This is a genomic window from Neisseria uirgultaei (assembly GCF_962719845.1).
GTDB classification, from domain to species: Bacteria; Pseudomonadota; Gammaproteobacteria; order Burkholderiales; family Neisseriaceae; genus Neisseria; species Neisseria bergeri.
This window is the reverse complement of the sequence record NZ_CAUIYF010000003.1, coordinates 1-24,765: the sequence shown is the minus strand read 5'-3', so window position 1 is coordinate 24,765 and position 24,765 is coordinate 1. Positions and strand designations below refer to the sequence as shown.

Here is a 24,765-nt window from a genome sequence, read left to right as displayed (position 1 = left end):
ACTATTTTCAGACGGCATTCTTGGCTTCCCAGCTTAACGGATTGCCGTACCGGCCCTGCCGAAATCGCCGAAGTTCATCAGAATGAACATTGCCTTGCCGACAACCAGCTTGTCATCCACAAAGCCCCAGTAGCGCGAATCGGCACTGTTGTCGCGGTTGTCGCCCATAGCGAAATAGCGTCCTTCGGGAACTTTGCACACGAAACCGCTGCCGTCGTCGGCATATTGGCAGTGTTCTAGACCGCTTTGCTCTATGGAATATCCGTTTTCAGACATAATATCGGAGGTATATTTGCCCAATACGGGCAGGGAAACGGCAGGCTGTCCTTCTTTTTTCAGAATATTGAAAGATTTGCCGTCCAAACCGCTGCGGAACATATCCGTGCTGTGGATTTCGGAAGGGTCGGTGTCGTCGGGATAACGGTATGTGCCGTCAGGAATATCGGAAGCTGGTTTTCCGTTTACCGTCAGAACCTTGTCCCGATATTCGACAATGTCGCCCGGGATGCCGACAATACGCTTGATGTAGGTCATCTCCGGCTGCAAAGGATAATTAAAAACGACGACATCGCCCCGTTCGATTTTGCCCGTGGGGATAAATACATTGTTTAAAACGGGTACGCGCAGACCGTAGGAAAATTTGCCGACCAAAATGAAATCGCCCTTGATTAGGCCCGGGCGCATCGAGCTGGACGGGATTTGGAACGGTTCGGCAATAAACGACCGGATGAGGAACAATACCAAAACGATAGGGAAGAAACCGCCGAAATAATCGCCGAAGTGGCTGCTTTCCGAGATTTCGGGATGAGTCTTCAGACGGTATTTATATACCCCCCAAGCCGTACCGCACAATACAACGAAAATCAGGAAAACGGCGGTAAAGCTCATAAACAGGGACAAAGCGGCAAACACGCCGACCGCCGTCAGGATATAGGCGTATTCGAGGCCGGAACTCCATTCCCCGTTTTCCTGCCGCTTCTTGTCGCTTTTGAAATAAAGGATGATACCGGCAAGCAGCGCGGCAGCCGCGCCCGACATTAGCATTGTGTTCATTGTTGTTCCTCAACGGTTAAAACCAAACGCCCTTTTGGAGCGGTAAATCAAGGTTTGTTTGGGAATGCGCACCTTCTTCAAATCGGAGCAGTTTGGAGGGCTGCGCCATATGTGCCGCCCTATGTACCGAAATATTATTTGTCGCTAACCTGCAAAATCGCCAAGAACGCGCTTTGCGGAATTTCCACGTTGCCCACTTGTTTCATACGGCGTTTGCCTGCTTTTTGTTTTTCAAGCAGTTTTTTCTTACGGGTAATGTCGCCGCCGTAACATTTCGCCAAAACGTTTTTACGCAGTGCTTTGACGTTTTCTCGGGCGATAATCTGGCTGCCGATGGCGGCTTGGACGGCGATGTCGAACATTTGGCGCGGAATCAGCTCGCGCATTTTCGATGCCAGCTCGCGTCCCCGGTGAACCGAGCTTTGACGGTGTACAATCAGGCTCAGCGCATCGACTTTTTCGCCGTTGACCATAATGTCGAGCTTAATCAAATCAGACGGTTGGAACTCTTTGAAATGGTAGTCCAACGAAGCATAACCGCGCGAAGTCGATTTGAGTTTGTCGAAGAAGTCCATCACGACTTCGTTCATCGGCAAATCATAAGTCAGCATGACTTGACGGCCCATATATTGCATATTGACCTGCACGCCGCGTTTTTGGTTGCACAAAGTCATGACGTTGCCGACGTATTCCTGCGGCACGAGGATGGTCGCGGTAATAATCGGCTCGAGAATGGTTTCGATGCTGCCGATGTCGGGCAGTTTGGACGGGTTTTCGACTTCGATTTTTTCGCCGCTTTTCAACACGACTTCGTAAACCACCGTCGGCGCGGTGGTAATCAAATCCATGTCGAACTCGCGCTCCAAGCGTTCCTGCACGATTTCCAAGTGCAGCAGACCCAAGAAGCCGCAGCGGAAGCCAAATCCCAATGCTTGGGAAACTTCAGGCTCGAATTTCAACGAAGCATCGTTCAGCTGCAATTTTTCCAAAGCGTCACGCAAGGCCTCGTAGTCGTGGCTTTCCACCGGATAAAGGCCTGCAAATACTTGGCTTTGTACTTCTTGGAAGCCGGGCAGCGGCTCGGAAGCTGGGTTGGCAACCAGTGTAACCGTATCGCCGACTTTTGCCTGTCCCAATTCTTTCACGCCGGTAATCAAAAAGCCCACTTCTCCGGCTTTGAGTTCTTGTTTTTGAACCGATTTCGGCGTGAACACGCCTAACTGTTCGACCTGCGTTTCCGCATTGGTGCTCATAAAGCGCACTTTGTCTTTCAGCTTGATGGTGCCGTTTTTCACACGGATCAGCATGACCACGCCGACATAGTTGTCAAACCACGAATCGACAATCACCGCTTGCAACGGCGCGTTTTCATCGCCGGTCGGTGCGGGGATTTTGGCAACGATTTCTTCCAAAACGTCTTCCACGCCGATGCCGCTTTTGGCGGAACACTGCACCGCGCCGACCGCATCGATGCCGATGATGTCTTCGATTTCCTGTTCCACGCGTTCGGGGTCGGCGGCAGGCAGGTCGATTTTGTTCAAAACGGGCACGACTTCCACGCCCAAATCAATCGCGGTGTAACAGTTCGCCACGGTTTGCGCTTCCACGCCCTGCGACGCGTCAACCACCAAAAGCGCGCCTTCGCAAGCCGACAGCGAGCGGGAAACTTCGTAAGAGAAGTCGACGTGTCCCGGCGTGTCAATCAAATTAAGCTGATACACCTGCCCGTCGCGCGCTTTGTAGTTGAGTGCGGCGGTTTGCGCTTTGATGGTGATGCCGCGCTCTTTTTCGATGTCCATGGAATCGAGCACCTGCGTACTCATTTCGCGCAAATCCAAACCGCCGCAATATTGGATAAAACGGTCGGCAAGCGTTGATTTGCCGTGGTCGATGTGGGCAATGATGGAGAAATTTCGGATATTTTTCATTGAGTTGTTTTTAATGCTGAACGGTAGGTTTTAGAAATGCCGTCTGAACAAACAGCGGTACGTCCGAATATCGGATGCAACGTGGAAATAGCCCGACATTCTAACGGAAAACCGCTGTTTTGGCATAAGTTTGATAAAGGTCTTATAAAGATAAGTTTGATAAAGGTCTTATAAAAATCGGACAATCTCCGCCACCATTTTTGCGGAACTTGCCGCCGCCGTTTTCAAAAATTCGTCAAAGCTGATGTCTGCCTTTTCGTCCGCCGAATCGGAAACGGCGCGGATGATGACGAAAGACGTTTCCAACTGATGACAGGTTTGGGCAATCGCCGCCGCTTCCATTTCCACTGCCTTGACTTCGGGGAAGTGCTTGCGGATTTCCGCCACGCCTTCGCTGCTGTGGACGAAGCGGTCGCCGCTGACAATCAGGCCTTGTTCTACCGCCGCGCCTTCAAACGTCCGCGCCGCCCGTTTTGCCGCCTCAATCAAAATGCCGTCTGAAGCGAACCTTGCCGGCAGTTGCGGCACTTGCCCCCGGGCATAGCCGAATGCGGTTACATCGACATCGTGGTGCGCGGTTTCCGTACCGATGACTACGTCGCCGACTTTCAAACCCTTGCCCAAACCGCCCGCGCTGCCGGTGTTGATGATGCAGTCCGGTGCGAATTGATGGATAAGCCAAGCCGTTGCAACCGCCGCATTGACCTTGCCGATGCCGCTCAATGCAAGCACCATGCGTTTTCCCGCCAATTCGCCTTCATAGGTGGAAAATCTGCCGAAAGAGACGGCTTTGACATTTTCCATCATCTCGCGCAAAAGCTCGATTTCCTGTTCCATCGCGCCGATAACGGCTACTGTTTTCAAAGACATATTGCTGACCTGCTGTGAATTTCGGATGAGTGCCGGATTATACACGTTAACGCGGCGCATCGGGGCAGCCGCCCGCCGTGCCGTCTGAAACGGTTTCAGACGGCACGGCGGGTTTTTGGTAGAATGGGAAGGTACAGATTGTTTGAAGATTGGGGGACGAAGATGTTTACCGATGAAAATATGACTGCAAAGGAAGAACTGTTCGCATGGCTGCGCCATATGAACAAAAACAAAGGTTCCGACCTATTTGTGACGACCCATTTCCCGCCCGCGATGAAGCTGGACGGCAAAATCACCCGCATCACGGACGAACCGCTGACGGCGGAAAAATGTATGGAAATCGCCTTTTCGATTATGAGTGCGAAGCAGGCGGAAGAATTTTCATCGACCAACGAGTGCAACTTCGCCATCAGCCTGCCGGACACCAGCCGCTTCCGCGTTAATGCGATGATACAGCGCGGCGCGACGGCGTTGGTATTCCGCGCGATTACCAGCAAGATTCCCAAGTTTGAAAGCCTGAACCTGCCGCCGGTCTTGAAGGATGTCGCGCTGAAAAAACGCGGGCTGGTTATTTTTGTCGGCGGTACCGGCTCGGGCAAATCGACTTCGCTTGCCTCGCTTATCGACTACCGCAATGAAAATTCGTTCGGACACATCATCACCATCGAAGATCCGATCGAGTTTGTCCACGAACACAAAAACTGCATCATCACCCAGCGCGAGGTCGGCGTGGATACGGAAAACTGGATGGCGGCGTTGAAAAACACGCTGCGGCAGGCACCGGATGTGATTCTGATCGGCGAAATCCGCGACCGCGAAACGATGGACTACGCCATTGCCTTTGCCGAAACGGGGCATTTGTGTATGGCGACGCTGCACGCCAACAGCACCAATCAGGCGCTCGACCGCATCATCAACTTTTTCCCCGAGGAGCGGCGCGAACAATTGCTGACGGATTTGTCGCTCAACCTTCAGGCGTTTATTTCGCAACGCCTCGTTCCGCGAGACGGCGGCAAGGGCAGGGTGGCGGCAGTCGAGGTGCTGCTCAATTCGCCCCTGATTTCGGAGTTGATTCACAACGGCAACATCCATGAAATCAAAGAAGTGATGAAAAAATCCACTACCTTGGGTATGCAGACCTTCGACCAACACCTTTACCAATTGTATGAAAAAGGCGAGATTTCCCTGCAGGATGCCTTGAAAAATGCCGACTCCGCACACGATTTGCGTTTGGCGGTACAGTTGCGCAGCCGCCGCGCGCAAAGTTCCGGACCGGATTTGGAATTGCTCTGATGAACGGTATGGATTTCCGGACGGGCAGTTTGACATGATCTATCCGTGGCATAATGAACAATGGCGGCAGATTGCGGAGCATTGGACGAGCCGTCCCAATGCGTGGCTGTTTGCCGGCAAAAAGGGGACGGGGAAAACCGCGTTTGCCCGTTTTGCAGCGAAGGCGCTGTTGTGCGAAGCCCCTGCACCGGGCTGCAAACCCTGTGGCGAATGTATGTCCTGCCATCTGTTTGGACAGGGAAGCCATCCCGATTTTTACGAAATCACCCCCCTGACGGACGAACGGGAAAACGGACGCAAACTGTTGCAAATCAAAATCGATGCCGTCAGGGAAATCATCGATAATGTGTACCTGACTTCGGTACGGGGCGGTTTGCGCGTGATCCTGATTCATCCTGCGGAAAGTATGAATGTCCAGGCCGCCAACAGTTTGTTGAAAGTGTTGGAAGAGCCGCCGCCACAAGTGGTCTTTTTGCTGGTAAGCCACGCGGCGGACAAGGTTTTACCGACCATTAAAAGCCGCTGCCGGAAGATGGTTTTGCCTGCGCCTTCGCATGAGGAAGCATCGGCGTATCTGCGTGAAAGGGGTGTGGCGGAGCCGGAAGAATTTTTGGCTTTCCATTCGGGCGCGCCGCTGTTTCAGGAGGAAGACGGGCTTCGGGAATTGAGGGCAAAGCTGCTGGATATTTTGGCAGAACCGAGGTTGTTGAAGATTTTGGACTACGCCGCGCTTTTCGATAAGGAGAAACTTCCGCTCGCCGTATTTGTCGGGTGGATGCAGAAGTGGCTGGTCGATTTGGGATTGTGCCTGCAACACATGAAACCCGTCTATTATCCCGCTTATGAAGACAGGCTGCTTCAGACGGCATCCGGTTTCCGTCCGCGCAATGTATTTGCGGCGGAGGATATGCTCAAACAGCTCGCCCCTTACGGGTTTCATACTTTAAATGTCAAAATGCAGATCGAGCATCTGCTCATCAATTATTTGGAATTGAAGAAAGAGAACGGGTGAATTATGTCAGACGGACAAAATATTCCGGCAAAAATGATGTCGTTGCAGCTGAAAGACATGAATCTGCTGTACAGCTCCTATATGCCGTTTTTGGAACACGGCGGTCTGTTTGTGCAGACCGACGACGTATTTTCCATCGGGGAAGACATTCTGCTTGCCGTGGAAATCCTCAACTTCCCCAAACTGTTCCTGCCGACACAGGTGGCGTGGATCAATCCGGCGCGTACTCCCTCCAAACCCAAAGGGGTGGGGCTGGCATTCACAAAACACGAAAACTGCCTGAAAGTCAAAGACCAGATCGAAGTCGAACTGGGCAGCACAATCAGCGGCAGCAGACCTACGTTTACCATGTAACGCCATGCATATCATCGATTCGCACTGCCACCTCAATTTTGAAGGTTTGAAAGAACGCCTGCCCGAAGTTTTGTCCAACATGGAAGCAAACGGCGTGGGGCAGGCGCTTGCTATCAGCGTCAGTAGGGAAAGCTTCTCCGAAGTCTTTGCCGTCGCCGAAGCGCACGAACACATCTATTGCACCATAGGCGTACATCCCGACAGCAGGGAAGCCGAAGAATTTTCCATTGCGGAAATGGTCGAAGCCGCCGCCCATCCGAAAGTGGTCGGCATCGGCGAGACGGGTTTGGATTATTACTGGTGCAAAGGCGATTTGTCCTGGCAGCACAAACGCTTTGCAGACCACATCGAGGCAGCCAACCAAACCGGGCTGCCCGTTATCGTCCATACGCGCGATGCGGCGGCGGACACCTTGGCGATTTTGAAAGAATGTAAAACCAATTCGGGTGTGATCCACTGTTTTTCCGAAGACACAGCCTTTGCCCGGGCTGCCATGGATTTGGGGCTTTATATTTCTTTCTCAGGAATCGTTACGTTTAAAAACGCCCCTTTGGTTCAGGAGGCGGCAAAATACGTTCCGGACGACCGCATTTTGGTGGAAACCGATGCGCCGTTCCTCGCTCCCGTTCCCAAGCGCGGCAGGCAGAACGAGCCGGCTTTTGTGCGTTATACCGCAGAGCATATCGCCAAATTGCGGAACCAGACCTTGGAACAGGTTGCGGCATACACGACGGAAAACTTTTACCGGCTGTTTAAAAAAGTACCCGATATGCGGGCCGTCTGACCCTGTGCCGACGATAAGGAAAACCATGAAGGCAATTCATCCGTATGTATGTCCGCGCTGCTGCTGACTGCCTGCCAACATGTTTCGGACAGGCATGAGGCAGTCGGTATGGCAAATTCCGCTTCCAAATTCTGCATTGCCAAAGGCGGCGGACGGGAAGCAAAAAAAGACGAAAGCGGCGGCGGATATGCCCTGTGCCATTTGCCGGACAGCAGGATTGTCGAGGAGTGGGAATATTTCCGTTCACAACATTGATACTGCACGATATACAGCAAATATTGTGGGAAGTTTCCGCTTTTGCGTATAATGCGCCCTACCTGACAAATTTTGTCAACTTTATCAAAAGGAATAAGCGATGGCTTCCATCCACGACCAAATCAAAGAAGTAGTAACGACACACCGCGTCGTATTGTTTATGAAAGGTACGAAGCAGTTTCCGCAATGCGGTTTCTCTTCCCGCGCCGTGCAAATCCTGAACGCGGCAGGCTGCACCGATTACGTTACCGTCAACGTATTGGAAAATCCCGAAGTACGCCAAGGCATTAAGGAATACAGTGACTGGCCGACCATTCCCCAACTTTATGTGAACGGCGAGTTTGTCGGCGGTTCGGACATCCTGATGGAAATGTATGAGGCAGGCGAGCTGCAAGAGCTGCTGAAAGCCTGATGGATTCGGCAATGCCGTCTGAACGTGTTTCAGACGGCATTTTCTTTTCCGGCAAATCAAAAAAAAGTATAATGGCGCGTCTCAAAATCACACTGGAACACCGCGATGAACGTTAACGTTATCAACCATCCGCTCGTCCGCCACAAACTGACCCTGATGAGGGAGGCGGATTGCAGTACCTACAAATTCCGTACGCTGACCACCGAGTTGGCGCGCCTGATGGCATACGAGGCAAGCCGTGATTTTGAAATCGAAAAATACCTTATCGACGGATGGTGCGGTCAGATTGAAGGCGACCGCATCAAAGGCAAAACCCTGACCGTCGTCCCCATCCTGCGCGCCGGTTTGGGTATGCTCGACGGCGTGCTCGACCTGATTCCGACTGCCAAAATCAGCGTGGTCGGTTTGCAGCGCGACGAGGAAACGCTGAAACCCGTTTCCTACTTCGAGAAATTCGTGGACAGTATGGACGAACGTCCTGCCCTGATTATCGACCCGATGCTGGCGACGGGCGGTTCGATGGTTGCCACCATCGACCTTTTGAAAGCCAAGGGCTGCCGCAACATCAAAGCCTTAGTCTTGGTTGCCGCGCCCGAGGGCGTGAAGGCTGTTAATGACGCACACCCCGATGTTACGATTTACACCGCCGCGCTCGACAGCCACTTGAACGAAAACGGCTACATCATCCCCGGCTTGGGCGATGCGGGCGACAAGATTTTCGGCACGCGCTAACTGACTGATTTTCGGAGTTGATATGAATTTTCAAGATTATCTCGCCACATTTCCTTCAATCGACCATCTGGGCGGTTTGGACGTTCAGGATGCCGACGGCAAAACGGTTCACCATATTCCTGCCGTACAGGGCAAACTCGGTTCGCTCAAGCTGTACAATGCCTTGGCGGAACGTTTTGGCGGAAAATTGGACAAAGAAGCGGCAGAGCAGGGTTTGATATGGTTTGCCGAGCACGTTGACGATGCTCGTGCCCATCCGGGCAAGCATCCGAACATCGATCTGCTGGAAAATGTCGTACAAAGCGGCGAAACCTTCCTGCTCAAGCCGCTTGCCGCGCAATAATTTCGACCATGCCGTCTGAAATCCGTTTCAGACGGCATTTTGTCGGAAAGAGGGCCGTAAAACGGGCATTTTCTTTTCTATTTCAGGATACGGGCAATGATGTTTCAACACGCAGGACGACACATAAAGCGCCGCCCTATGTGTTGCCCTAATTTGGAAGGGGTTACACCCCTCTCAAATAAAATCTGATGCTGCTGCCACGAAGGACGGATGTCCAAATGGCGGGGTTTCAACCATTAAGGAAATACGATGAAAAAAATGTTCCTTTCTGCCGTATTGCTTCTGTCGGCTGCCGCCCAAACCGTGTGGGCGGATACGGTGTTTTCCTGTAAAACGGACAACAACAAATATATAGAAGTTCAAAAAATCAACCGCAATTTTTACGAATATTCGTTCGGCAGTGCGGCAAAAAAAGAAATTGCCATACGCAACAGCAAAGCTGACCTGTTGGGGCGTTCCGACAGGTGGCAAGGTATGGGCAGCGGTCGTTGGGCAACGATGAAATTCCAAAACGACGAATTTATGTACACCGTATGGACAGGCTTCGATTCTGTGACTCATACGGAAAGCAGCGGTGTCGTTGTGGAGCGTAGGGGCAAGGAAGTCGCACGGGTCGGCTGTACGCCGAAAACCGCGCAGGCGAATTTCAACGATGACGATTTTTCCTGGTAATCGGGGCGGATAAGGCGATGGAAACAGCGAAACCCGTCATGCTGATTGTCCGTCCGTCGGGCAGGGCGAAGGACGATGTGGAAACCTGCCGTCGTGCCGGATGGCAGACGGAAGTGTTGAGTCCGATTGAAGTCGAAACCGACGAAGCAAGCCTGAAACGGCTGCCGGAAATGTATGCCCGTGCGGATGCCGTGTTTTGGGTCAGTCCGACCGCCGTTGAAACCGCCGCGCAGTACTTGGACTTTTCAGACGGCATAAAGATGCACATTTCCGTAGGACAGGGCAGCCGCCGTGCCTTGGCGCGTTATGCGGGCGCGGGCGTGTTTGCACCTGAAGACGGCAACGACAGCGAGGCGGTTTTGCGCCTGCCGGTTTGGAACAGTCTGCCCGAAGGTGCGCGCGTATTGTTTGTGCGCGGACACGGCGGGCGGGATTTTTTGATGAATGCCTTGCAGGAGAAAGGTTTTCGGACGGAGGTGGCAGAAGTCTATTTCAGACGGCATAAACCTTTGAACTTTCAAAATTTCCAAACCGAAAATATTGCCGCCGCCTATATCACGTCGACCGAGCTGGTGCACGCGTTGTTCGGACAGCTTCCGCCGCAATTTTCCCGATTCTTCAAATCCTTGCTATACTTTACCCATCATCCGCGCATTGCGGAGGCATTGAAGCGCGAAGGCGCGTGTTCGGTCGAAACCGTCCCTACGCTGGAAGCCGCGCTTTCCCATTCTTCCATTTCCGTTTCAGACGGCATGGTCTTTCCCGGAACCTCAAACCAATAAGGAGCAAAACGGTGGGCGAACCTGAAAACAAATCATCCGAACCCGTACGCGAGATACAGGCATCAAAAGAAATGCCGTCTGAAACCTCTTCCCCACGCAAAGAAAACGAAACAGAAGTACACATTCCTGCCGCTCCTTTTATCGTCAAACAGTCCGGCAGCAACGCTTTGGCGGCCTGCGCCCTGGTATTGGCGGCCTTGGGTTTGGGTGCAAGTGGTTTTTTGTTTGTCCAAGGACAGAATGTCTTGAAAAACCAAGAGCTGGCGTTCAACCAAAAAATCGACAAAGCCGCTTTGGGCGAGTCAGAAAACGCCGCCCTGCTCAAAGACAACCTCAACCGCCAAAGTGCCATACAGTCCGAACTCGACCGTTTGGACAGCGGTGTCAAAGCCAACGGCGAACAAATCCTGATGACGCAAAAAGCCTATCGCGAGTTGACCAAAGGACGCGCCGATTGGCTGGTGGACGAAACCGAGACCATACTCAATCTGGCGGCGCAACAGCTGGTGCTGACCGGCAATATCCAAACGGCAGTCGGCGTGCTGGAACATATCGACAGCCGCCTGTCCCGTTTCAATCAGGCAGAGCTCCTGCCGCTCAAGCAGGCAATCAGCAGTGACTTGGCGGAACTGAAAAACCGTCCCTATGTCGATATTTCCGGCACGGCATTGCGCCTCGACAGGCTGGAAACCGCCGTATCCGGACTGCCGCTGATGCTCGACGGTGTGCTGAAACCGGGCGTACAGGTGAAGAACGAAGCCGTTTCCGCTTCATGGTGGCAGAACGTATGGGAAAAATCCCTCGGCACATTGAAAGGGCTGGTCGAAATCCGCCGTTTGGAAAACAACGATGCCATGCTGATTTCACCGGAACAGGCATATTTTGTGCGTGAAAACCTGCGTCTGCGTCTGTTGGATGCGCGCACCGCATTGATGCAGCGCAACGGCGAAGTCTATCAGGGAGATTTGAACAATGCCGAAGCCGCCGTCAGACAGTATTTCGATGCCAAGTCTCCCGCCACGCAGTCGTGGCTGAAAGAACTGGCGGAATTGAAGGCGTTGGATGTGCGCATGACGGCGGATGACGGTTTGAAAAACAGCCTAAATGCCGTCCGCGCCTATCGCGACGGTACGCGCATGACGGCGGCGGAAAATCAAGAAGCGGAACAGACGGTTTCCGAACCGGCAAACGAAAACACAGCTTCCGAAGCGGCTGCCGCATCGGATGTGAAGACCATAGAAGCACCGTCCCTGCCTTCGGAACGCAAACCGGAACAGCCTGCAAAAAAACAGCCCGTACCGGAAAAGGCAGGGCGTTTGCCCTCCGCTAAAGGAGAACGCGCATGAAAACGGTAGTCTGGATTGTCGTCCTGTTTGCCGCCGCCGTCGGGCTGGCATTGGCTTCAGGCATTTACACCGGCGACGTGTATATCGTACTCGGACAGACCATGCTCAGAATCAACCTGCACGCCTTTGTGCTGGGGCTGCTGATTGCCGTTGCAGTTTGGTATTTCCTGCTTAAATTCGTCATTGGCATTTTGAATATTCCCGAAAAGATGCAGCGTTTCAGTTTGGCACGAAAAGGACGCAAGGCTGCGCTTTACTTGAATAAAGCGGGTTTGGCGTATTTTGAAGGGCGTTTTGAAAAGGCAGAGCTCGAAGCCTCGCGCGTATTGGGAAACAAAGAGGCCGGAGACAACCGGACTTTGGCATTGATGCTGGGCGCACACGCCGCCGGACAGATGGAAAACATCGAGCTGCGCGACCGTTATCTTGCGGAAATCGCTAAACTGCCGGAAAAACAGCAGCTTTCCCGCTACCTGCTGCTGGCGGAATCGGCGTTGAACCGGCGCGATTACGAAGCGGCGGAAGCCAATCTTCATGCGGCGGCGAAGATGAATGCCAACCTTACGCGCCTCGTGCGTCTGCAACTTCGTTACGCCTTCGATCGGGGCGACGCGTTGCAGGTTCTGGCAAAAACCGAAAAACTTTCCAAGGCGGGCGCATTGGGCAAATCGGAAATGGAACGGTATCAAAATTGGGCATACCGCCGCCAGCTGGCGGATGCTGCCGATGCCGCCGCTTTGAAAACCTGCCTGAAACGGATTCCCGACAGCCTCAAAAACGGGGAATTGAGCGTATCGGTTGCGGAAAAGTACGAACGTTTGGGACTGTATGCCGATGCGGTCAAATGGGTCAAACAGCATTATCCGCACAACCGCCGCCCCGAGCTTTTGGAAGCCTTTGTCGAAAGCGTGCGCTTTTTGGGTGAGCGCGATCAGCAGAAGGCCATCGATTTTGCCGATTCTTGGCTGAAAGAACAGCCCGACAACGCGCTTCTGCTGATGTATCTCGGCCGGCTCGCCTACAGCCGTCGGCTGTGGGGTAAGGCGAAAGGTTATTTGGAAGCCAGTATCGCCCTGCAACCGAGCGTTTCGGCGCGTCTGGTGTTGGCGAAAGTCTTTGACGAAACCGAACAGCCGCAAAAAGCCGAAGCACAGCGCAAATTGGTTTTGGAAGCCGTCTCCGATGACGAACGCCACGCAGCGTTAGAGCAGCATAGCTGATTTTGGGAAATATCTTTATCTGGGAGAATTTGATGGGGTCTTCAGATTCCTTTAAGGAAAAGAAAGAAATATTTGAAATTGGAACGCCTGCTTATCGCCAAAAGTTAATTGATGTTTGGAAAAAGAGCATTAATGGAAACGAAAAATCTTGGGTGCTCTTTGAAAATGGGACTTGCGTCATTTTACTTGAACCGGAAAAAGATTTGGCGAAACAAGCTAAAGAGATGTTAAGCAAATGGGGCAAGGTTCAAATAGGAACACCATCTGCAGATTTTGGCATTATCACTTTAGATAGTGGCGATGGATATGCCGTTTCATGCCATCATCCCGAAATTTTTACGCTAATCCTAAAAGAAGAAGGATTGGATGAAGATTTCAAAATCGGTATCGAAGGGCGCTCTCATCGCGATTGTGATGCTGAAGAACCCAAAGTTATCCATATCGAAGATAAACGCACCATTGAACCCCCCCTGAAAACCTGCTGCCGTTTAATCATCTACTGATGATTACCTAGGCAAATGTGTCCGCCCCCCCTTTCAGACGACCTTTCATTGCGGAAACCGCCGCAAAGGTTGTCTGAAAACTGTTTTCCTTCTCCGTTTTACAAACAAACCGAAAGCCCCGCATGACTCTTTTAAAAAACGACACTTTCCTCCGCGCCCTGCTCAAACAGCCCGTCGAATACACGCCGATTTGGATGATGCGCCAGGCGGGGCGTTATCTGCCCGAATACAAAGCCACGCGCGCGAAAGCGGGCAGCTTCCTCGATTTGTGCAAAAACACCGAATTGGCGACCGAAGTCACCATCCAACCTTTAGACCGCTTCGATTTGGACGCGGCGATTTTGTTCTCCGACATCCTGACCGTACCCGACGCCATGGGCTTGGGACTGTACTTTGCCGAAGGCGAAGGCCCGAAATTCGAACGCGCCTTACAACACGAAGCCGATATCGCCAAGCTGCACGTTCCCGACATGGAAAAACTGCAATACGTTTTCGACGCGGTAACTTCCATCCGTAAAGCATTGGACGGCCGCGTACCGCTTATCGGCTTCTCTGGCAGCCCGTTCACACTTGCCTGCTACATGGTCGAAGGCGGTAGCAGCAAGGAATTCCGCACCATCAAAACCATGATGTACTCGCGCCCCGATTTGCTGCACAAAATCCTCGACACCAACGCCCAAGCCGTTACCGCCTACCTCAACGCCCAAATCGACGCGGGCGCGCAGGCTGTGCAGATTTTCGACACTTGGGGCGGCGTTTTGAGCGATGCGGCGTTTAAAGAATTCAGCCTCAAATACATCCGCCAAATCGTTGCCGGATTGAAACGCGAAAGCGAAGGCAGACGCGTTCCCGTCATCGTGTTTGCCAAAGGCGGCGGGCTGTGGCTGGAAAGCATGGCAGAAATCGGCGCAGACGCATTAGGCTTGGACTGGACGTGCAACATCGGCGAAGCACGCCGCCGCGTCGGCAAGCAAGTCGCCCTGCAAGGCAACTTCGACCCGTTCGCCCTCTTCGGTACGCCCGAATCCATCCGCACCGAAGTCGCACGCATCCTAGCCGACTACGGACACGGCAGCGGCCATGTCTTCAACCTCGGACACGGCATCAACCAACACGCCGACCCCGAACACGCCAAAATCTTAGTCGACACCGTACACGAGCTGTCGCGGCAGTATCACGGCGGGTAAGTCGGCAGGAAACTGCCCGATATGCCGTCTGAAGCCGAGAGATGGCCGGTTAGGGTAAAAATAAGGCAATGCGGCAATATCCGCCGTGTACGGATAGTACATAAGGACGGCGGCGTTGCCGTATTGGCGTAATCCCAACCGTCCCTATGTTCAGACGGCATTTTTGTTTTCAGATGCAGGGAAAACCGATGGCAAAAACGCTTAAAACCCTTTACCAATGCACCGAATGCGGCGGCACTTCCCCGAAATGGCAGGGTAAATGCCCGCATTGCGGCGAGTGGAACACACTTCAGGAAAGCTTAGCCGCGCCCGAGCCGAAAAATGCCCGATTCCAATCTTGGGCGGCGGACACTTCGACCGTCCAATCCCTCTCCGCCGTTACCGCGACCGAAGTGCCGCGCAATCCGACCGGTATGGGCGAACTCGACCGCGTATTGGGCGGCGGTTTGGTCGATGGCGCGGTCATCCTGCTCGGCGGTGACCCAGGCATCGGCAAATCCACGCTGCTGCTGCAAACCATCGCCAAAATGGCGCAAAGCCGCAAAGTGCTGTACGTTTCCGGCGAAGAATCCGCCCAACAGGTCGCCCTGCGCGCGCAACGCTTGGAGCTGCCTACCGAAGGCGTAAACCTGCTTGCCGAAATCCGCATGGAAGCCATTCAGACGGCCTTGAAACAGCATCAGCCCGAAGTCGTCGTCATCGACTCCATCCAAACCATGTATTCCGACCAAATCACTTCCGCCCCAGGCTCCGTGTCGCAGGTACGCGAATGCGCCGCCCAACTGACGCGCATGGCGAAACAAATGGGCATCGCCATGATACTGGTCGGACACGTTACCAAAGACGGCGCGATTGCAGGCCCGCGCGTACTGGAACACATGGTCGATACCGTGCTGTATTTCGAGGGCGACCAACATTCCAACTACCGCATGATACGCGCCATCAAAAACCGCTTCGGCGCGGCAAACGAATTGGGCGTGTTCGCGATGACCGAAAACGGTTTGAAAGGCGTGTCCAACCCGTCCGCCATCTTCCTCGCCAGCTACCGCGACGACACGCCCGGCTCGTGCGTTTTGGTCACGCAGGAAGGCAGTCGCCCGCTTTTGGTCGAAATTCAGGCATTGGTCGATGACGCGCACGGCTTTACGCCCAAACGCCTCACCGTCGGACTGGAACAAAACCGCCTCGCGATGCTGCTCGCCGTATTAAACCGCCACGGCGGCATCGCCTGTTTCGATCAGGATGTTTTTTTAAACGCCGTCGGAGGCGTGAAAATCGGCGAACCGGCGGCGGATTTGGCGGTCATCCTCGCGATGCTTTCCAGCTTCCGCAACCGCCCTATGCCCGAAAAAACCGTGGTTTTCGGCGAAATCGGCTTAAGCGGCGAAGTCCGCCCGGTCGCACGCGGGCAAGAGCGGCTCAAAGAAGCGGAAAAACTCGGCTTCAAACGCGCCATCGTCCCCAAAGCCAATATGCCGCGCAATGCCAAAGAATTTCCGAACCTGAAAATCCACGGCGTTTCGAGTTTGCAGGAAGCCATTGATATTTGTCGGGAAGATAGGGATTGAAAGGAAATGCCGTCTGAAATCGGGGTTCAGACGGCATTTGGTTTGTGGCGGATTGAAACAGGAATGCATACCGGCGACAGATAAGATTTTCGGCAAAGTTGCCTGTGATATGGCAAAAACGCACACGCCCGTCATTCCCGCGAAGGCGGGAATCCGGAATCGTCCGTTTCGGCAATGATTGGAAATCACGGCAACCCAACCGCTTGGATTCCCGACTTCGCGGGAATGAGGGGCGTGTGCATCTGATTTCCATCCGCCATATGTCGGCGACGGGCTTATTCGCCTACGGTTTTTTGTATCAGTTTTTCGGCGTTTGCCAAAGTGTTTGCTACTTCGTCAAAACCGATGCGGCTGCCGGCAATCAGGGCGCGCGTATCGGTATAGGCGGCGCGTACTTTGCCGTCTGTTTCGGTAACGAGGACGCGCAGGGGCAGTTGCAGGGCGAAGGCGGGGTCTTTGACCATCAGCGGCGTACCGGCTTTGGGCGTGCCAAAGACGATGACTTTTGCCGGCTGCATGGTCAGGCCGTTTCGGCGTGCCGCTTCCTGATGGTCGATGACGGCAAAAATGTCCATCCCTTTGCTTTTTATGGCGGTTTCAAGGCGGTTGACGGTTTCGTCAAAACTGTATTTTGAGGTGAGGGTATGCGTGGTCATAGCGGTTTCGTTTTGGGTGGGCGGTTTGACGGCAGGGTGTGCCGAAGCGGTTGAAATGCAGAGTGCGGATGCGGCAATCAGGGGGAGTATGTGTTTCATCGTATTTCCTTATCGGTTTGTTTATCAGGCTTCGGACGGGGCGGCACGCGCCGCGCCCGATGTTGCGCCGCGTGCCGGAACGCCGTATGCCGTCTGAAAGCCTGTCCTTTCAGACGGCATTGCGTCATTTCATCCCTTTTTTGAGCAGGTCTTCATAACCGCCGTGATTGGCAACATTTGTATAACCTGCTTTTTTCAGTTCTTGAAGGGCGGCTTCGGCACGCCGTCCGCTGCGGCAGTAGAGGTTGACCGGCGTGTCTTTGTCGGGCGCGGCTTCGTGTATGCGGCGGACGATTTGGTCAACGGGGATGTTGACCGCGTTGTGCAAATGCCCTTCGCTAAATTCCTGTTCGCTGCGGACATCGATCCAAACGGCCGGATGTTGCGCGGTTTGGGCGGCGGATACGGGTTTTTGCGGGGCTGCCTGCGCGGCAAGGGCGGCTGAGGCAATGAGTGCGGCGGTAATCAATTGTTTGATATTCATAGGGTTCTCCTGCGGTTGTCGTCTTAAGGGACGGGAAGTTATTTTATCTGTTCCAAAGCGTCGGCATCTATGTCCCAACGCCAAACGCCGCCGCCTTTGCCATCCAATCCGCGCAAAAACAGGTAGCGGACGGAAACGGCGGCGGGCGGTTGTCCGCGCAGTTTGAAGTAGCGTGCGGCGGCAACGGCGTAAATCAGTGCCTGAAGGTAATAGTGGTGGTGCGCGACGGCTTCGTCCATCGCCTGTTGCGTGTAGGCGGATGCGTCCGTGCCGAGGTGGTTTGATTTGTAGTCGATGACGCAGATATTTCCCTCGGGGTCTTGGCAGACCATATCGATAAAGCCGTTTAAAAAGCCGTTGACGGTGTGGAAGTCGAGCGTTTCGGCAGCGGCACGGCAGACTTCGGGCAGCCGGACATCGTCGCGGGCAAACCAATCGCGTAGCCGTTTGAGGCCGAAGTTTTCGGTGTGGAGGGTAAAGCCCATTTCGGGGCAGCGGTACTCGGGCGGGATGTCGGACAGGCCGTATGCCCCCGTCAGCGGCGTTTTGCGGCAGGCTTCCGCCATTTCGGCAACGGCGGGCAGCCATATTTCTTCAAAACCGTATTTTTTCAGCTTGTCGGCAATGAGGGTTTCCTGTTCGGCGGCTGCTTGTCCGAATTTGAAATCTTCAAGAATTTCGTGCAGGCACAGCCCCGCCTGCGTGCCTTTCGGAAAGTCGTGTACCGATATGCCGTCTGAAGCCGTCGGCGTTTCAGACGGCATCGCAGGCACCGAGGTTTCGGCGGCATCCAAGGACGGGCAGGCATCTTCTTCGCCGCCATCGGGCGTTTGGGTATGGCGGCTTAAGGCGGTAAAGCTGGTGTGGCGGACAAATCGGAATCCGCGTTCGGGAATGCTGTTTGCGGCAAATTCGGCGGTTTGACCGGCGTTGCCGCGATAGGCGGCAGGGGGCGGCGCATCTTCTGTGAAGGCGAAATTTGTGCCGGAAGGGGCGTTGTCCGCCACGCTCCGCCAGTTGCGTTTGAGCATCGCGATGCCGTCTTTTTCACACGCATAGGCACGGCGGACGGTTTCGCGGTTGTCTTGCGGCAAGCCTTCTATCAGGTAGGCGAGGGGGTTATCGGCGGTATCGGAAGAATAGGCGGCGTAGATGTTGAGCTGTTCCTCGGCACGCGTCAGCGCGACATAAAGCAGGCGCAGGCGTTCCGCCATTTCCTCATCGGCGTATTGCTTCTGTTCGTCTTCCGACAGTTGCGCCTTTGCCAACAGTTCGGTTCGATTTGCGCTTTGGTGGAGGATTTGCCAGTCGGACGGCCCGGTATCTTGCGCGTCCCACGCAAACGGGCAGTACACCAGCGGATACTGCAAACCTTTCGAGGCGTGCATGGTAACGATTTTGACCAAATCTTCGTCGCTTTCCAGACGGATGGCGCGGTTGTCGCCGCCGTTGTTGCCGGCAAGGCTGATTTGGTCGCGCAGCCATTTGTGCAGCGCGGCGGGGTTGCGATTTTGCGCGTCTTCGGCGGCAAGCAGTTCGAGCAGTTGGAAATAATTGGTCAGGCTGCGCCCGTTGTTCCGGCTTAAGAGGCGCGTTTCGATGCCGTGTGTTTGGGAAAATTGCTGCATAGCGGCGAAAATGCCGTATTTATTCCAGTTGTCGAGCGCGGTTCGGGCAGATTCCGCCCAATGCAAAATCTCGCTTTCGTTTTGGTTGAAGTCGTGCAATTGCTGCGCGTCATAACCGAATATGCTGCTTGTCAGGACAAAGCGCAGCGTTCCGGCGCGGCGCGGTTCGAGCCAGAAGCCGATGAGTGCGGAAAGGGCGGCGGCTTCGGGCGAGGCGAACACGGATTCGCGCGAAAGCAGGACGCTTTGCACCTGCCGTTTTTTCAGGGCGGCGGAAATCATCACCGCCTCGTTGTGCGTGCGTACCAGAACGGCAATATCGCCCGACTGCAGTGGGCAGCCTTTGAAATTCAGACGGCCTCCGGCGGCTTCGTTGAGCGCGTGGGCGATTTCGTCGGCGCAATAGTCGGCGGCACGGCGGCGCAAAACGTCTTTGTTGGCCTTTTCATTGTCGTTTTCGTGCAGCCAACGAACCTGTACGGCAGGACGTTCGGGCGACAACCTGCTTTCGGCACGCGCCGCACCGACTTCCGAATAACCGATGTTTTCCAAAACGAACGGGTGTTCTTTGAGACGGAACAGCGCGCCTATGCTGCCGATAAGCGCGGCGTGGCTGCGGTAGTTGGTGGCGAGCGTGTAGCGGTGCCGCGCATCTTCCGCCGCCTGAAGGTAGGCGTAAATGTCCGCACCGCGAAAGCTGTAAATCGCCTGTTTGGGGTCGCCGACGAGGAACAGCGGGCGGTTTTGGGCAATGAAAATCTTTTGGAAGATTTCGTATTGCAGCGGGTCGGTGTCTTGGAACTCGTCGATCAGCGCGGTTTCCCAGTTTTCGGCAACGGCGCGGGCGAGGGTTTCGGCGTGCGGGTTGTCGGTCAGCGCGGTATGGACATCGAGCAGCAGGTCGTCGAAACCGCGTTCGCGGCGCGATTTTTTCATCTCGGCAAGGCTGCGGTTGAGGTATCCGATTAAATCCAGTTGCAGCCGGATTATTGTTGCTTCTTCCGCTTCTTCGAGTGCGTCCAAATCGCGCCCGAAGTCTGCCAGTTTCTGCAATTCGGCAAATACTGCCGCATCGGGCGTTTTACCTTTTTTCAGTCCGGCTTCGAGTTTGTCGGACGAGAGTTTCAAGAGCCGTTCGTGCAGCTTCGCCTCCAAAAAGGGCAAATCCGGCGACAGGGCTTTTTGTTCCAACGCGTCAAACAGTTCGGCAAAACTGTTTTTCCGATACGAATTGCCGTTTAAAAGGGGGTGGATGCGCCAAAAAGTTTCTTTTAATTCAGCCAGATTTCCGCAAATGTTTTGCCAGTTTGCCAAAGCGGCGTCCCGGGCTTGCGGCAAATCCGCCTGCGGAAGGCGGAAATTCAGGTACGGGCGGGACAGGTAGGCGCGGATTTGGGCAAGGACGGTTTGCGGCACAGCTTTGCGTTTGAAAACCAATTCGGCAAGCACCGGGTCGTTGCTGACGCGTTCCCGCCAAAAATCTTGAGCCGGGACAAGCAGGCGGTCGCCGTCTTCTTCGGTCAGTTCGACATCGAACGGTGCTTGGCACAAAAACGCGTAGTCGCGCAGGATGCGCTGGCAGAAGCCGTGGATGGTGTAGATGGCGGCGTTGTCGAATTGCCCGATGGCGGCTTTGAGGCGGACAATCAGGCGCGTCCGGCCCTCTTTTTGCAAAGCCTGTTTTAAGAGTGCGGGCAGGAAGGTGTCGCCTTCGTGGTGTTCGGCGCAGTAGGCGGCAATGCCGTCTGAAAGCGCGCCGTCTCCAAGTTCGGCAATTTCTTTGCTTTCTAAAACCTGCAACACATCGTCCAAACGCGCGCGCAGGCGTGTTTTCAACTCGGCGGTGGCGGCTTTGGTGAAAGTTACGACCAATACGCGTTCGACGCTTTTTTGTTCCAACACGATCAGGCGCGTAAACAGGGCGGCAATGCCGTAGGTTTTGCCGGTGCCGGCAGAGGCCTCAATCAGGTTGGTGCCGGCAATGGGGACAGTCAGCGGGTCGAATGCTCGGATGGGTGCGGACATAGTGCGCGCTCGGGAAACGGTTGGACGGTAAAACGGGAAATGCCGTCTGAAAAAAGGGTTTCAGACGGCATCGTCCGGCTTAGAGGTTTTGCAGGCGTTCGAGGGACGGGGCGTAGTAGTATCCGCCCGAAACGGCGGCGGAGAGGTGCCGGAGCAGCAGGTCGGTTTTGCCGTCCGTATCGCCGAACATACTCAATAATTGCGCTTCGATATTGTGCAGCGTGCGGCAGTATGCGGTAAACATCAAACCGTGTTCGCCGCTGATTTTGCCGAAGGGCAGGCTGCGGCGGACGATTTTCAGACCGATGCCGTTTTCTTTCAGGTTGACGCGTCCCAAGTGCGAATCGGGCAGGCGGACATCGCGGCTGAATTCATCGTTGGTTTCCTTGCTGCGTCCGACGGCGGCTTCCTGTTCGACGACGGGGACGGCATCCCATTTTTTCAAGTCGTGCAGGTATTTTTGCAGCAGGACATAGCTGCCGCCCGCATCGGGTTTTCCTTCGGGGATGATGGCGACTTCGCGGATTTTTTCATCGCCCTGCGGGTTTTCCGTGCCGTCGACGAAACCGTCCAGTCCGCGATCCTGATACAGGCGCAAACCGTGTTCTTCGGACGCGACGCATATGCTGTCGCCGAATGCGCCCAAAACGGATTGGGCAAGCGCGTAGGCGGCGTTTTGGCGGAAGGATTGGATGTGGATGTACATATCGTGCTGCGTGGACGGCGCAAGCCCGTTGCCCATTTCGGGGAAGGGTTTGATTTCACTGCCTTCGCCCGTATGTCCGAATGTTTTCCAGGCTTTGCTGCCGAAGGCGATGGTCAGACCCAAAATATCGTCCGGAAAACGGGTTTTCAAGGCGGATAGCGCGTCGAGCGAAGCGCGGCAGGCGGCTTTAATATCGTTGAGGCGGTTGGCGGCGAAGTCGGCTTCGATAAAGATGCCGGCTTGTGCGTGGTCGGGAATGATGGCGGATTGGGGCGTGTTCATGATGTTCCTTTTTGGTGTCATCTGTTTCGGGTGGATTATAGCACCGAATCGGCAGGCGGATTTTTGCCGGAACAGCGTGCGTGAATCCGCCGTTTGCGTACCTGATGCCGCTTTTCGGTTTCGCGCCGCCCGCCGCCTTTATTTCTGCTTCCGGCGGCTCCGGCATATCTTTCCCATTCCGGTTTGGAATAGCCATATAAAAAAGTATTCTTTGTGTTTGCCGCAATTTCACTTAGAATGCCGCACTTGCACACTTTTTACAGGAGAGGATGATGTTGGAAAAATTCGTACTCGGCGGCATTGCCGCATTGGTTTTGGCGGCCTGCGGCGGTTCGGAAGGCGGCAGCGGAGCATCTTCCGCGCCTGCACAATCGGCAGTTTCCGGTTCTTTAATCGAGCGCATCAACAATAAAGGCACGGTTACCGTCGGCACGGAAGGCACTTACGCGCCGTTTACCTACCACGACAAAGACGGCAAACTGACCGGCTACGATGTGGAAGTTACCCGCGCCGTGGCGGAAAAATTAGGTGTCAAAGTCGAGTTTAAAGAAACGCAATGGGATTCGATGATGGCGGGTTTGAAGGCGGGACGTTTCGACGTGGTGGCAAACCAAGTCGGTTTGACCAGCCCCGAACGCCAAGCGACATTCGACAAATCCGAACCTTACAGCTGGAGCGGTGCGGTTTTGGTGGCGCGTAACGACAGCAACATCAAATCTATCGACGACATCAAAGGCGTGAAAACCGCACAATCCCTGACCAGCAACTACGGCGAAAGAGCCAAAGCGGCGGGAGCGGAACTCGTGCCGGTGGACGGTTTGGCGCAATCTTTGACCCTGATTGAACAAAAACGCGCCGATGCGACTTTGAACGATGAATTGGCGGTTTTAGACTATCTGAAGAAAAACCCGAATGCCGGCGTGAAAATCGTTTGGTCCGCGCCTGCCGATGAAAAAGTCGGTTCCGGCCTGGTTGTCAACAAGGGCAATGACGAAGCCGTGGCGAAATTCAGCACGGCAATCAACGAGCTGAAAGCCGACGGCACGCTGAAAAAACTGGGCGAACAATTCTTCGGAAAAGACATCAGTGTTCAATAATTTTCTTGCTTCGCTGCCGTTTATGACGGAAACACGCGCCGATATGATTGTCAGCGCGTTTTTGCCTATGGTCAAAGCCGGCTTCGCGGTGTCTCTGCCTTTGGCGGCAGCTTCTTTCGTTATCGGTATGGTTATTGCCGTAGCCGTGGCTTTGGTGCGGATTATGCCCGCCGGCGGCATTGCGCGGAAAATCCTGCTGAAGCTGGTGGAATTTTATATTTCCGTCATTCGCGGTACGCCGCTGTTGGTGCAGCTTGTGATTGTGTTTTACGGGCTGCCTTCCGTCGGCATCTATATCGACCCGATTCCTGCCGCCATCATCGGCTTTTCGCTCAATGTCGGCGCATACGCTTCCGAAACCATACGCGCGGCGATTTTGTCCGTGCCGAAAGGCCAATGGGAAGCAGGTTTCTCCATCGGTATGACCTATATGCAGACTTTCCGCCGCATCGTCGCGCCGCAGGCATTCCGCGTTGCCGTGCCGCCTTTGAGCAACGAGTTTATCGGCTTGTTCAAAAACACCTCGCTCGCCGCAGTGGTAACGGTAACGGAGCTTTTCCGTGTCGCCCAGGAGACAGCAAACCGTACTTATGACTTTTTGCCCGTTTATATCGAAGCCGCGTTGGTTTACTGGTGTTTCTGCAAAGTGCTATTCCTGATTCAGGCGCGCTTGGAAAAACGCTTCGACCGCTATGTCGCCAAATAAGGGAAAGCCATGATTAAAATCCGCAATATCCGCAAAACCTTTGGCGAAAACGCTATTTTGCGCGGCATCGATTTGGATGTGGGCAAAGGGCAGGTGGTGGTTATCTTAGGGCCTTCCGGCTCAGGCAAAACGACGTTTCTGCGCTGTTTAAACGCTTTGGAAATGCCTGAAGACGGACAAATCGAGTTCGACAACGAGCGGCCGTTAAGCATCGATTTTTCCAAAAAAACGACAAAGCACGACATCTTGGCACTGCGCCGCAAGTCCGGCATGGTGTTCCAACAATACAACCTCTTTCCGCACAAAACTGCGTTGGAAAACGTGATGGAAGGACCGGTTGCCGTACAAGGCAAACCTGCCGCCCAAGCGCGCGAAGAAGCTTTGAAATTGCTTGAAAAAGTCGGTTTGGGCGACAAGGTTGACCTTTATCCCTACCAGCTTTCCGGCGGTCAGCAACAGCGCGTCGGCATCGCCCGCGCATTGGCGATTCAGCCCGAGCTGATGCTGTTTGACGAACCGACTTCCGCACTCGACCCCGAGTTGGTGCAAGACGTGTTGAACGCCATGAAGGAATTGGCTCGGGAAGGTTGGACGATGGTTGTCGTGACCCACGAAATCAAGTTTGCGCTTGAAGTGGCGACTACCGTCGTCGTGATGGACGGCGGCGTTATCGTAGAGCAGGGCGGCCCGAAAGAGTTGTTCGACCACCCCAAACACGAACGGACGCGGAGATTTTTAAGCCAAATCCAATCTGCCAAGATTTGATTA

26 protein-coding genes are annotated in these 24,765 nt (G+C 54.2%); 18 read left to right on the top strand and 8 right to left on the bottom strand.

Annotated features, from left to right (window positions below; genetic code table 11):
- Positions 1–33: 33 nt before the first annotated feature.
- From lepB to Q9J32_RS02315, 3 genes are all read right to left on the bottom strand, one after another.
- On the bottom strand, positions 34–1,053 hold the full coding sequence (lepB, locus tag Q9J32_RS02325) for a signal peptidase I (protein WP_301885357.1): 1,020 nt from the start codon (positions 1,051–1,053) through the stop codon (positions 34–36).
- A gap of 134 nt (positions 1,054–1,187) precedes the next feature.
- On the bottom strand, positions 1,188–2,981 hold the full coding sequence (lepA, locus tag Q9J32_RS02320; protein WP_301885358.1) for a translation elongation factor 4: 1,794 nt from the start codon (positions 2,979–2,981) through the stop codon (positions 1,188–1,190).
- Positions 2,982–3,149: 168 nt separating this feature from the next.
- Positions 3,150–3,851: a 5'-methylthioadenosine/adenosylhomocysteine nucleosidase gene (locus Q9J32_RS02315; RefSeq protein WP_301885359.1), complete on the bottom strand. Its 702-nt coding sequence runs from the start codon at positions 3,849–3,851 to the stop codon at positions 3,150–3,152.
- A 162-nt stretch (positions 3,852–4,013) separates the two neighbouring features.
- Between Q9J32_RS02315 and Q9J32_RS02310 the strand changes: the two genes are divergently transcribed.
- From Q9J32_RS02310 to hemE, 14 genes are all read left to right on the top strand, one after another.
- On the top strand, positions 4,014–5,144 hold the full coding sequence (locus Q9J32_RS02310; protein WP_025457249.1) for a PilT/PilU family type 4a pilus ATPase: 1,131 nt from the start codon (positions 4,014–4,016) through the stop codon (positions 5,142–5,144).
- A 34-nt stretch (positions 5,145–5,178) separates the two neighbouring features.
- A complete protein-coding gene (locus tag Q9J32_RS02305; RefSeq protein WP_301885360.1) occupies positions 5,179–6,156 on the top strand; it encodes a DNA polymerase III subunit delta' in 978 nt (325 codons plus the stop codon).
- Positions 6,157–6,159: 3 nt separating this feature from the next.
- The gene (locus Q9J32_RS02300; RefSeq protein WP_301885361.1) at positions 6,160–6,510 is read left to right on the top strand and encodes a PilZ domain-containing protein; all 351 of its coding nucleotides are present in this window, start codon (positions 6,160–6,162) and stop codon (positions 6,508–6,510) included.
- Between the two features lie 4 nt (positions 6,511–6,514).
- Positions 6,515–7,294 (top strand): TatD family hydrolase, encoded by a 780-nt coding sequence (locus Q9J32_RS02295; RefSeq protein ID WP_002217600.1) that lies wholly within the window; start codon positions 6,515–6,517, stop codon positions 7,292–7,294.
- Positions 7,295–7,342: 48 nt separating this feature from the next.
- Positions 7,343–7,549 (top strand): putative hemolysin, encoded by a 207-nt coding sequence (locus Q9J32_RS02290; RefSeq protein WP_002217599.1) that lies wholly within the window; start codon positions 7,343–7,345, stop codon positions 7,547–7,549.
- Positions 7,550–7,649: 100 nt separating this feature from the next.
- On the top strand, positions 7,650–7,961 hold the full coding sequence (gene grxD, locus Q9J32_RS02285) for a Grx4 family monothiol glutaredoxin (protein WP_002214004.1): 312 nt from the start codon (positions 7,650–7,652) through the stop codon (positions 7,959–7,961).
- 105 nt (positions 7,962–8,066) lie between these two features.
- Positions 8,067–8,693 (top strand): uracil phosphoribosyltransferase, encoded by a 627-nt coding sequence (gene upp, locus Q9J32_RS02280; RefSeq protein WP_002217598.1) that lies wholly within the window; start codon positions 8,067–8,069, stop codon positions 8,691–8,693.
- 22 nt (positions 8,694–8,715) lie between these two features.
- Complete coding sequence (locus Q9J32_RS02275; RefSeq protein ID WP_002217597.1) at positions 8,716–9,036, top strand: DUF2322 family protein; 321 nt, start codon at positions 8,716–8,718, stop codon at positions 9,034–9,036.
- Positions 9,037–9,285: 249 nt separating this feature from the next.
- On the top strand, positions 9,286–9,708 hold the full coding sequence (locus Q9J32_RS02270) for a protein Gly1ORF1 (protein WP_301885362.1): 423 nt from the start codon (positions 9,286–9,288) through the stop codon (positions 9,706–9,708).
- 17 nt (positions 9,709–9,725) lie between these two features.
- Positions 9,726–10,490 carry a uroporphyrinogen-III synthase gene (locus Q9J32_RS02265; RefSeq protein ID WP_301885363.1) on the top strand — a complete coding sequence of 255 codons (765 nt, stop codon included), beginning with the start codon at positions 9,726–9,728 and terminating at the stop codon, positions 10,488–10,490.
- 11 nt (positions 10,491–10,501) lie between these two features.
- Positions 10,502–11,836, top strand: coding sequence for a uroporphyrinogen-III C-methyltransferase (locus tag Q9J32_RS02260; protein ID WP_372337938.1), 1,335 nt, complete (start codon positions 10,502–10,504; stop codon positions 11,834–11,836).
- The gene (locus tag Q9J32_RS02255; protein ID WP_301885365.1) at positions 11,833–13,056 is read left to right on the top strand and encodes a heme biosynthesis protein HemY; all 1,224 of its coding nucleotides are present in this window, start codon (positions 11,833–11,835) and stop codon (positions 13,054–13,056) included. The genes Q9J32_RS02260 and Q9J32_RS02255 overlap by 4 nt, the downstream gene beginning before the upstream one ends.
- A gap of 32 nt (positions 13,057–13,088) precedes the next feature.
- On the top strand, positions 13,089–13,559 hold the full coding sequence (locus Q9J32_RS02250) for a hypothetical protein (RefSeq protein ID WP_301818505.1): 471 nt from the start codon (positions 13,089–13,091) through the stop codon (positions 13,557–13,559).
- 122 nt (positions 13,560–13,681) lie between these two features.
- Complete coding sequence (gene hemE / locus Q9J32_RS02245; protein ID WP_301885366.1) at positions 13,682–14,746, top strand: uroporphyrinogen decarboxylase; 1,065 nt, start codon at positions 13,682–13,684, stop codon at positions 14,744–14,746.
- On the opposite strand, the gene Q9J32_RS02240 is transcribed toward hemE, so the two are convergent.
- Positions 14,734–14,907, bottom strand: a complete 174-nt coding sequence (locus Q9J32_RS02240; protein ID WP_304675357.1) for a hypothetical protein — start codon at positions 14,905–14,907, stop codon at positions 14,734–14,736. The two genes, hemE and Q9J32_RS02240, sit on opposite strands and share 13 nt — an antisense overlap.
- A gap of 27 nt (positions 14,908–14,934) precedes the next feature.
- Between Q9J32_RS02240 and radA the strand changes: the two genes are divergently transcribed.
- Entirely contained in the window at positions 14,935–16,314 is a 1,380-nt protein-coding gene (gene radA / locus Q9J32_RS02235) for a DNA repair protein RadA (protein ID WP_301885367.1), read from the top strand.
- Between the two features lie 275 nt (positions 16,315–16,589).
- Here radA and Q9J32_RS02230 read toward each other — a convergent pair whose 3' ends face one another.
- The 4 genes from Q9J32_RS02230 to Q9J32_RS02215 all read right to left on the bottom strand — a co-directional run bounded on the left by Q9J32_RS02230 (position 16,590) and on the right by Q9J32_RS02215 (position 22,194).
- The gene (locus Q9J32_RS02230) at positions 16,590–17,069 is read right to left on the bottom strand and encodes a DUF302 domain-containing protein (protein WP_301885368.1); all 480 of its coding nucleotides are present in this window, start codon (positions 17,067–17,069) and stop codon (positions 16,590–16,592) included.
- A 124-nt stretch (positions 17,070–17,193) separates the two neighbouring features.
- A complete protein-coding gene (locus Q9J32_RS02225; RefSeq protein ID WP_301885369.1) occupies positions 17,194–17,553 on the bottom strand; it encodes a rhodanese-like domain-containing protein in 360 nt (119 codons plus the stop codon).
- A gap of 38 nt (positions 17,554–17,591) precedes the next feature.
- The gene (gene recB, locus Q9J32_RS02220) at positions 17,592–21,206 is read right to left on the bottom strand and encodes an exodeoxyribonuclease V subunit beta (RefSeq protein ID WP_301885370.1); all 3,615 of its coding nucleotides are present in this window, start codon (positions 21,204–21,206) and stop codon (positions 17,592–17,594) included.
- Positions 21,207–21,285: 79 nt separating this feature from the next.
- Entirely contained in the window at positions 21,286–22,194 is a 909-nt protein-coding gene (locus Q9J32_RS02215) for a Dyp-type peroxidase (RefSeq protein ID WP_301885371.1), read from the bottom strand.
- 269 nt (positions 22,195–22,463) lie between these two features.
- Between Q9J32_RS02215 and Q9J32_RS02210 the strand changes: the two genes are divergently transcribed.
- The 3 genes from Q9J32_RS02210 to Q9J32_RS02200 are packed head-to-tail and all read left to right on the top strand — an operon-like array spanning position 22,464 to position 24,762.
- Positions 22,464–23,291 (top strand): amino acid ABC transporter substrate-binding protein, encoded by an 828-nt coding sequence (locus Q9J32_RS02210; RefSeq protein WP_301885372.1) that lies wholly within the window; start codon positions 22,464–22,466, stop codon positions 23,289–23,291.
- The gene (locus Q9J32_RS02205; RefSeq protein WP_002223904.1) at positions 23,281–23,997 is read left to right on the top strand and encodes an amino acid ABC transporter permease; all 717 of its coding nucleotides are present in this window, start codon (positions 23,281–23,283) and stop codon (positions 23,995–23,997) included. Before Q9J32_RS02210 ends, Q9J32_RS02205 begins: the two co-directional genes overlap by 11 nt.
- A 9-nt stretch (positions 23,998–24,006) precedes the next feature.
- On the top strand, positions 24,007–24,762 hold the full coding sequence (locus Q9J32_RS02200; RefSeq protein ID WP_304675356.1) for an amino acid ABC transporter ATP-binding protein: 756 nt from the start codon (positions 24,007–24,009) through the stop codon (positions 24,760–24,762).
- Positions 24,763–24,765 lie beyond the last annotated feature (3 nt).

What these genes read in the sequence shown, in the direction of transcription:
- lepB (WP_301885357.1), bottom strand. Translation starts at nt 1,053, where the DNA reads ATGAACACAATGCTAATGTCGGGCGCGGCTGCCGCGCTGCTTGCCGGT.
- lepA (WP_301885358.1), bottom strand. Translation starts at nt 2,981, where the DNA reads ATGAAAAATATCCGAAATTTCTCCATCATTGCCCACATCGACCACGGC.
- Q9J32_RS02315 (WP_301885359.1), bottom strand. Translation starts at nt 3,851, where the DNA reads ATGTCTTTGAAAACAGTAGCCGTTATCGGCGCGATGGAACAGGAAATC.
- Q9J32_RS02310 (WP_025457249.1), top strand. Translation starts at nt 4,014, where the DNA reads ATGTTTACCGATGAAAATATGACTGCAAAGGAAGAACTGTTCGCATGG.
- Q9J32_RS02305 (WP_301885360.1), top strand. Translation starts at nt 5,179, where the DNA reads ATGATCTATCCGTGGCATAATGAACAATGGCGGCAGATTGCGGAGCAT.
- Q9J32_RS02300 (WP_301885361.1), top strand. Translation starts at nt 6,160, where the DNA reads ATGTCAGACGGACAAAATATTCCGGCAAAAATGATGTCGTTGCAGCTG.
- Q9J32_RS02295 (WP_002217600.1), top strand. Translation starts at nt 6,515, where the DNA reads ATGCATATCATCGATTCGCACTGCCACCTCAATTTTGAAGGTTTGAAA.
- Q9J32_RS02290 (WP_002217599.1), top strand. Translation starts at nt 7,343, where the DNA reads ATGTCCGCGCTGCTGCTGACTGCCTGCCAACATGTTTCGGACAGGCAT.
- grxD (WP_002214004.1), top strand. Translation starts at nt 7,650, where the DNA reads ATGGCTTCCATCCACGACCAAATCAAAGAAGTAGTAACGACACACCGC.
- upp (WP_002217598.1), top strand. Translation starts at nt 8,067, where the DNA reads ATGAACGTTAACGTTATCAACCATCCGCTCGTCCGCCACAAACTGACC.
- Q9J32_RS02275 (WP_002217597.1), top strand. Translation starts at nt 8,716, where the DNA reads ATGAATTTTCAAGATTATCTCGCCACATTTCCTTCAATCGACCATCTG.
- Q9J32_RS02270 (WP_301885362.1), top strand. Translation starts at nt 9,286, where the DNA reads ATGAAAAAAATGTTCCTTTCTGCCGTATTGCTTCTGTCGGCTGCCGCC.
- Q9J32_RS02265 (WP_301885363.1), top strand. Translation starts at nt 9,726, where the DNA reads ATGGAAACAGCGAAACCCGTCATGCTGATTGTCCGTCCGTCGGGCAGG.
- Q9J32_RS02255 (WP_301885365.1), top strand. Translation starts at nt 11,833, where the DNA reads ATGAAAACGGTAGTCTGGATTGTCGTCCTGTTTGCCGCCGCCGTCGGG.
- Q9J32_RS02250 (WP_301818505.1), top strand. Translation starts at nt 13,089, where the DNA reads ATGGGGTCTTCAGATTCCTTTAAGGAAAAGAAAGAAATATTTGAAATT.
- hemE (WP_301885366.1), top strand. Translation starts at nt 13,682, where the DNA reads ATGACTCTTTTAAAAAACGACACTTTCCTCCGCGCCCTGCTCAAACAG.
- Q9J32_RS02240 (WP_304675357.1), bottom strand. Translation starts at nt 14,907, where the DNA reads ATGCCGTCTGAACATAGGGACGGTTGGGATTACGCCAATACGGCAACG.
- radA (WP_301885367.1), top strand. Translation starts at nt 14,935, where the DNA reads ATGGCAAAAACGCTTAAAACCCTTTACCAATGCACCGAATGCGGCGGC.
- Q9J32_RS02230 (WP_301885368.1), bottom strand. Translation starts at nt 17,069, where the DNA reads ATGAAACACATACTCCCCCTGATTGCCGCATCCGCACTCTGCATTTCA.
- Q9J32_RS02225 (WP_301885369.1), bottom strand. Translation starts at nt 17,553, where the DNA reads ATGAATATCAAACAATTGATTACCGCCGCACTCATTGCCTCAGCCGCC.
- recB (WP_301885370.1), bottom strand. Translation starts at nt 21,206, where the DNA reads ATGTCCGCACCCATCCGAGCATTCGACCCGCTGACTGTCCCCATTGCC.
- Q9J32_RS02215 (WP_301885371.1), bottom strand. Translation starts at nt 22,194, where the DNA reads ATGAACACGCCCCAATCCGCCATCATTCCCGACCACGCACAAGCCGGC.
- Q9J32_RS02210 (WP_301885372.1), top strand. Translation starts at nt 22,464, where the DNA reads ATGATGTTGGAAAAATTCGTACTCGGCGGCATTGCCGCATTGGTTTTG.
- Q9J32_RS02200 (WP_304675356.1), top strand. Translation starts at nt 24,007, where the DNA reads ATGATTAAAATCCGCAATATCCGCAAAACCTTTGGCGAAAACGCTATT.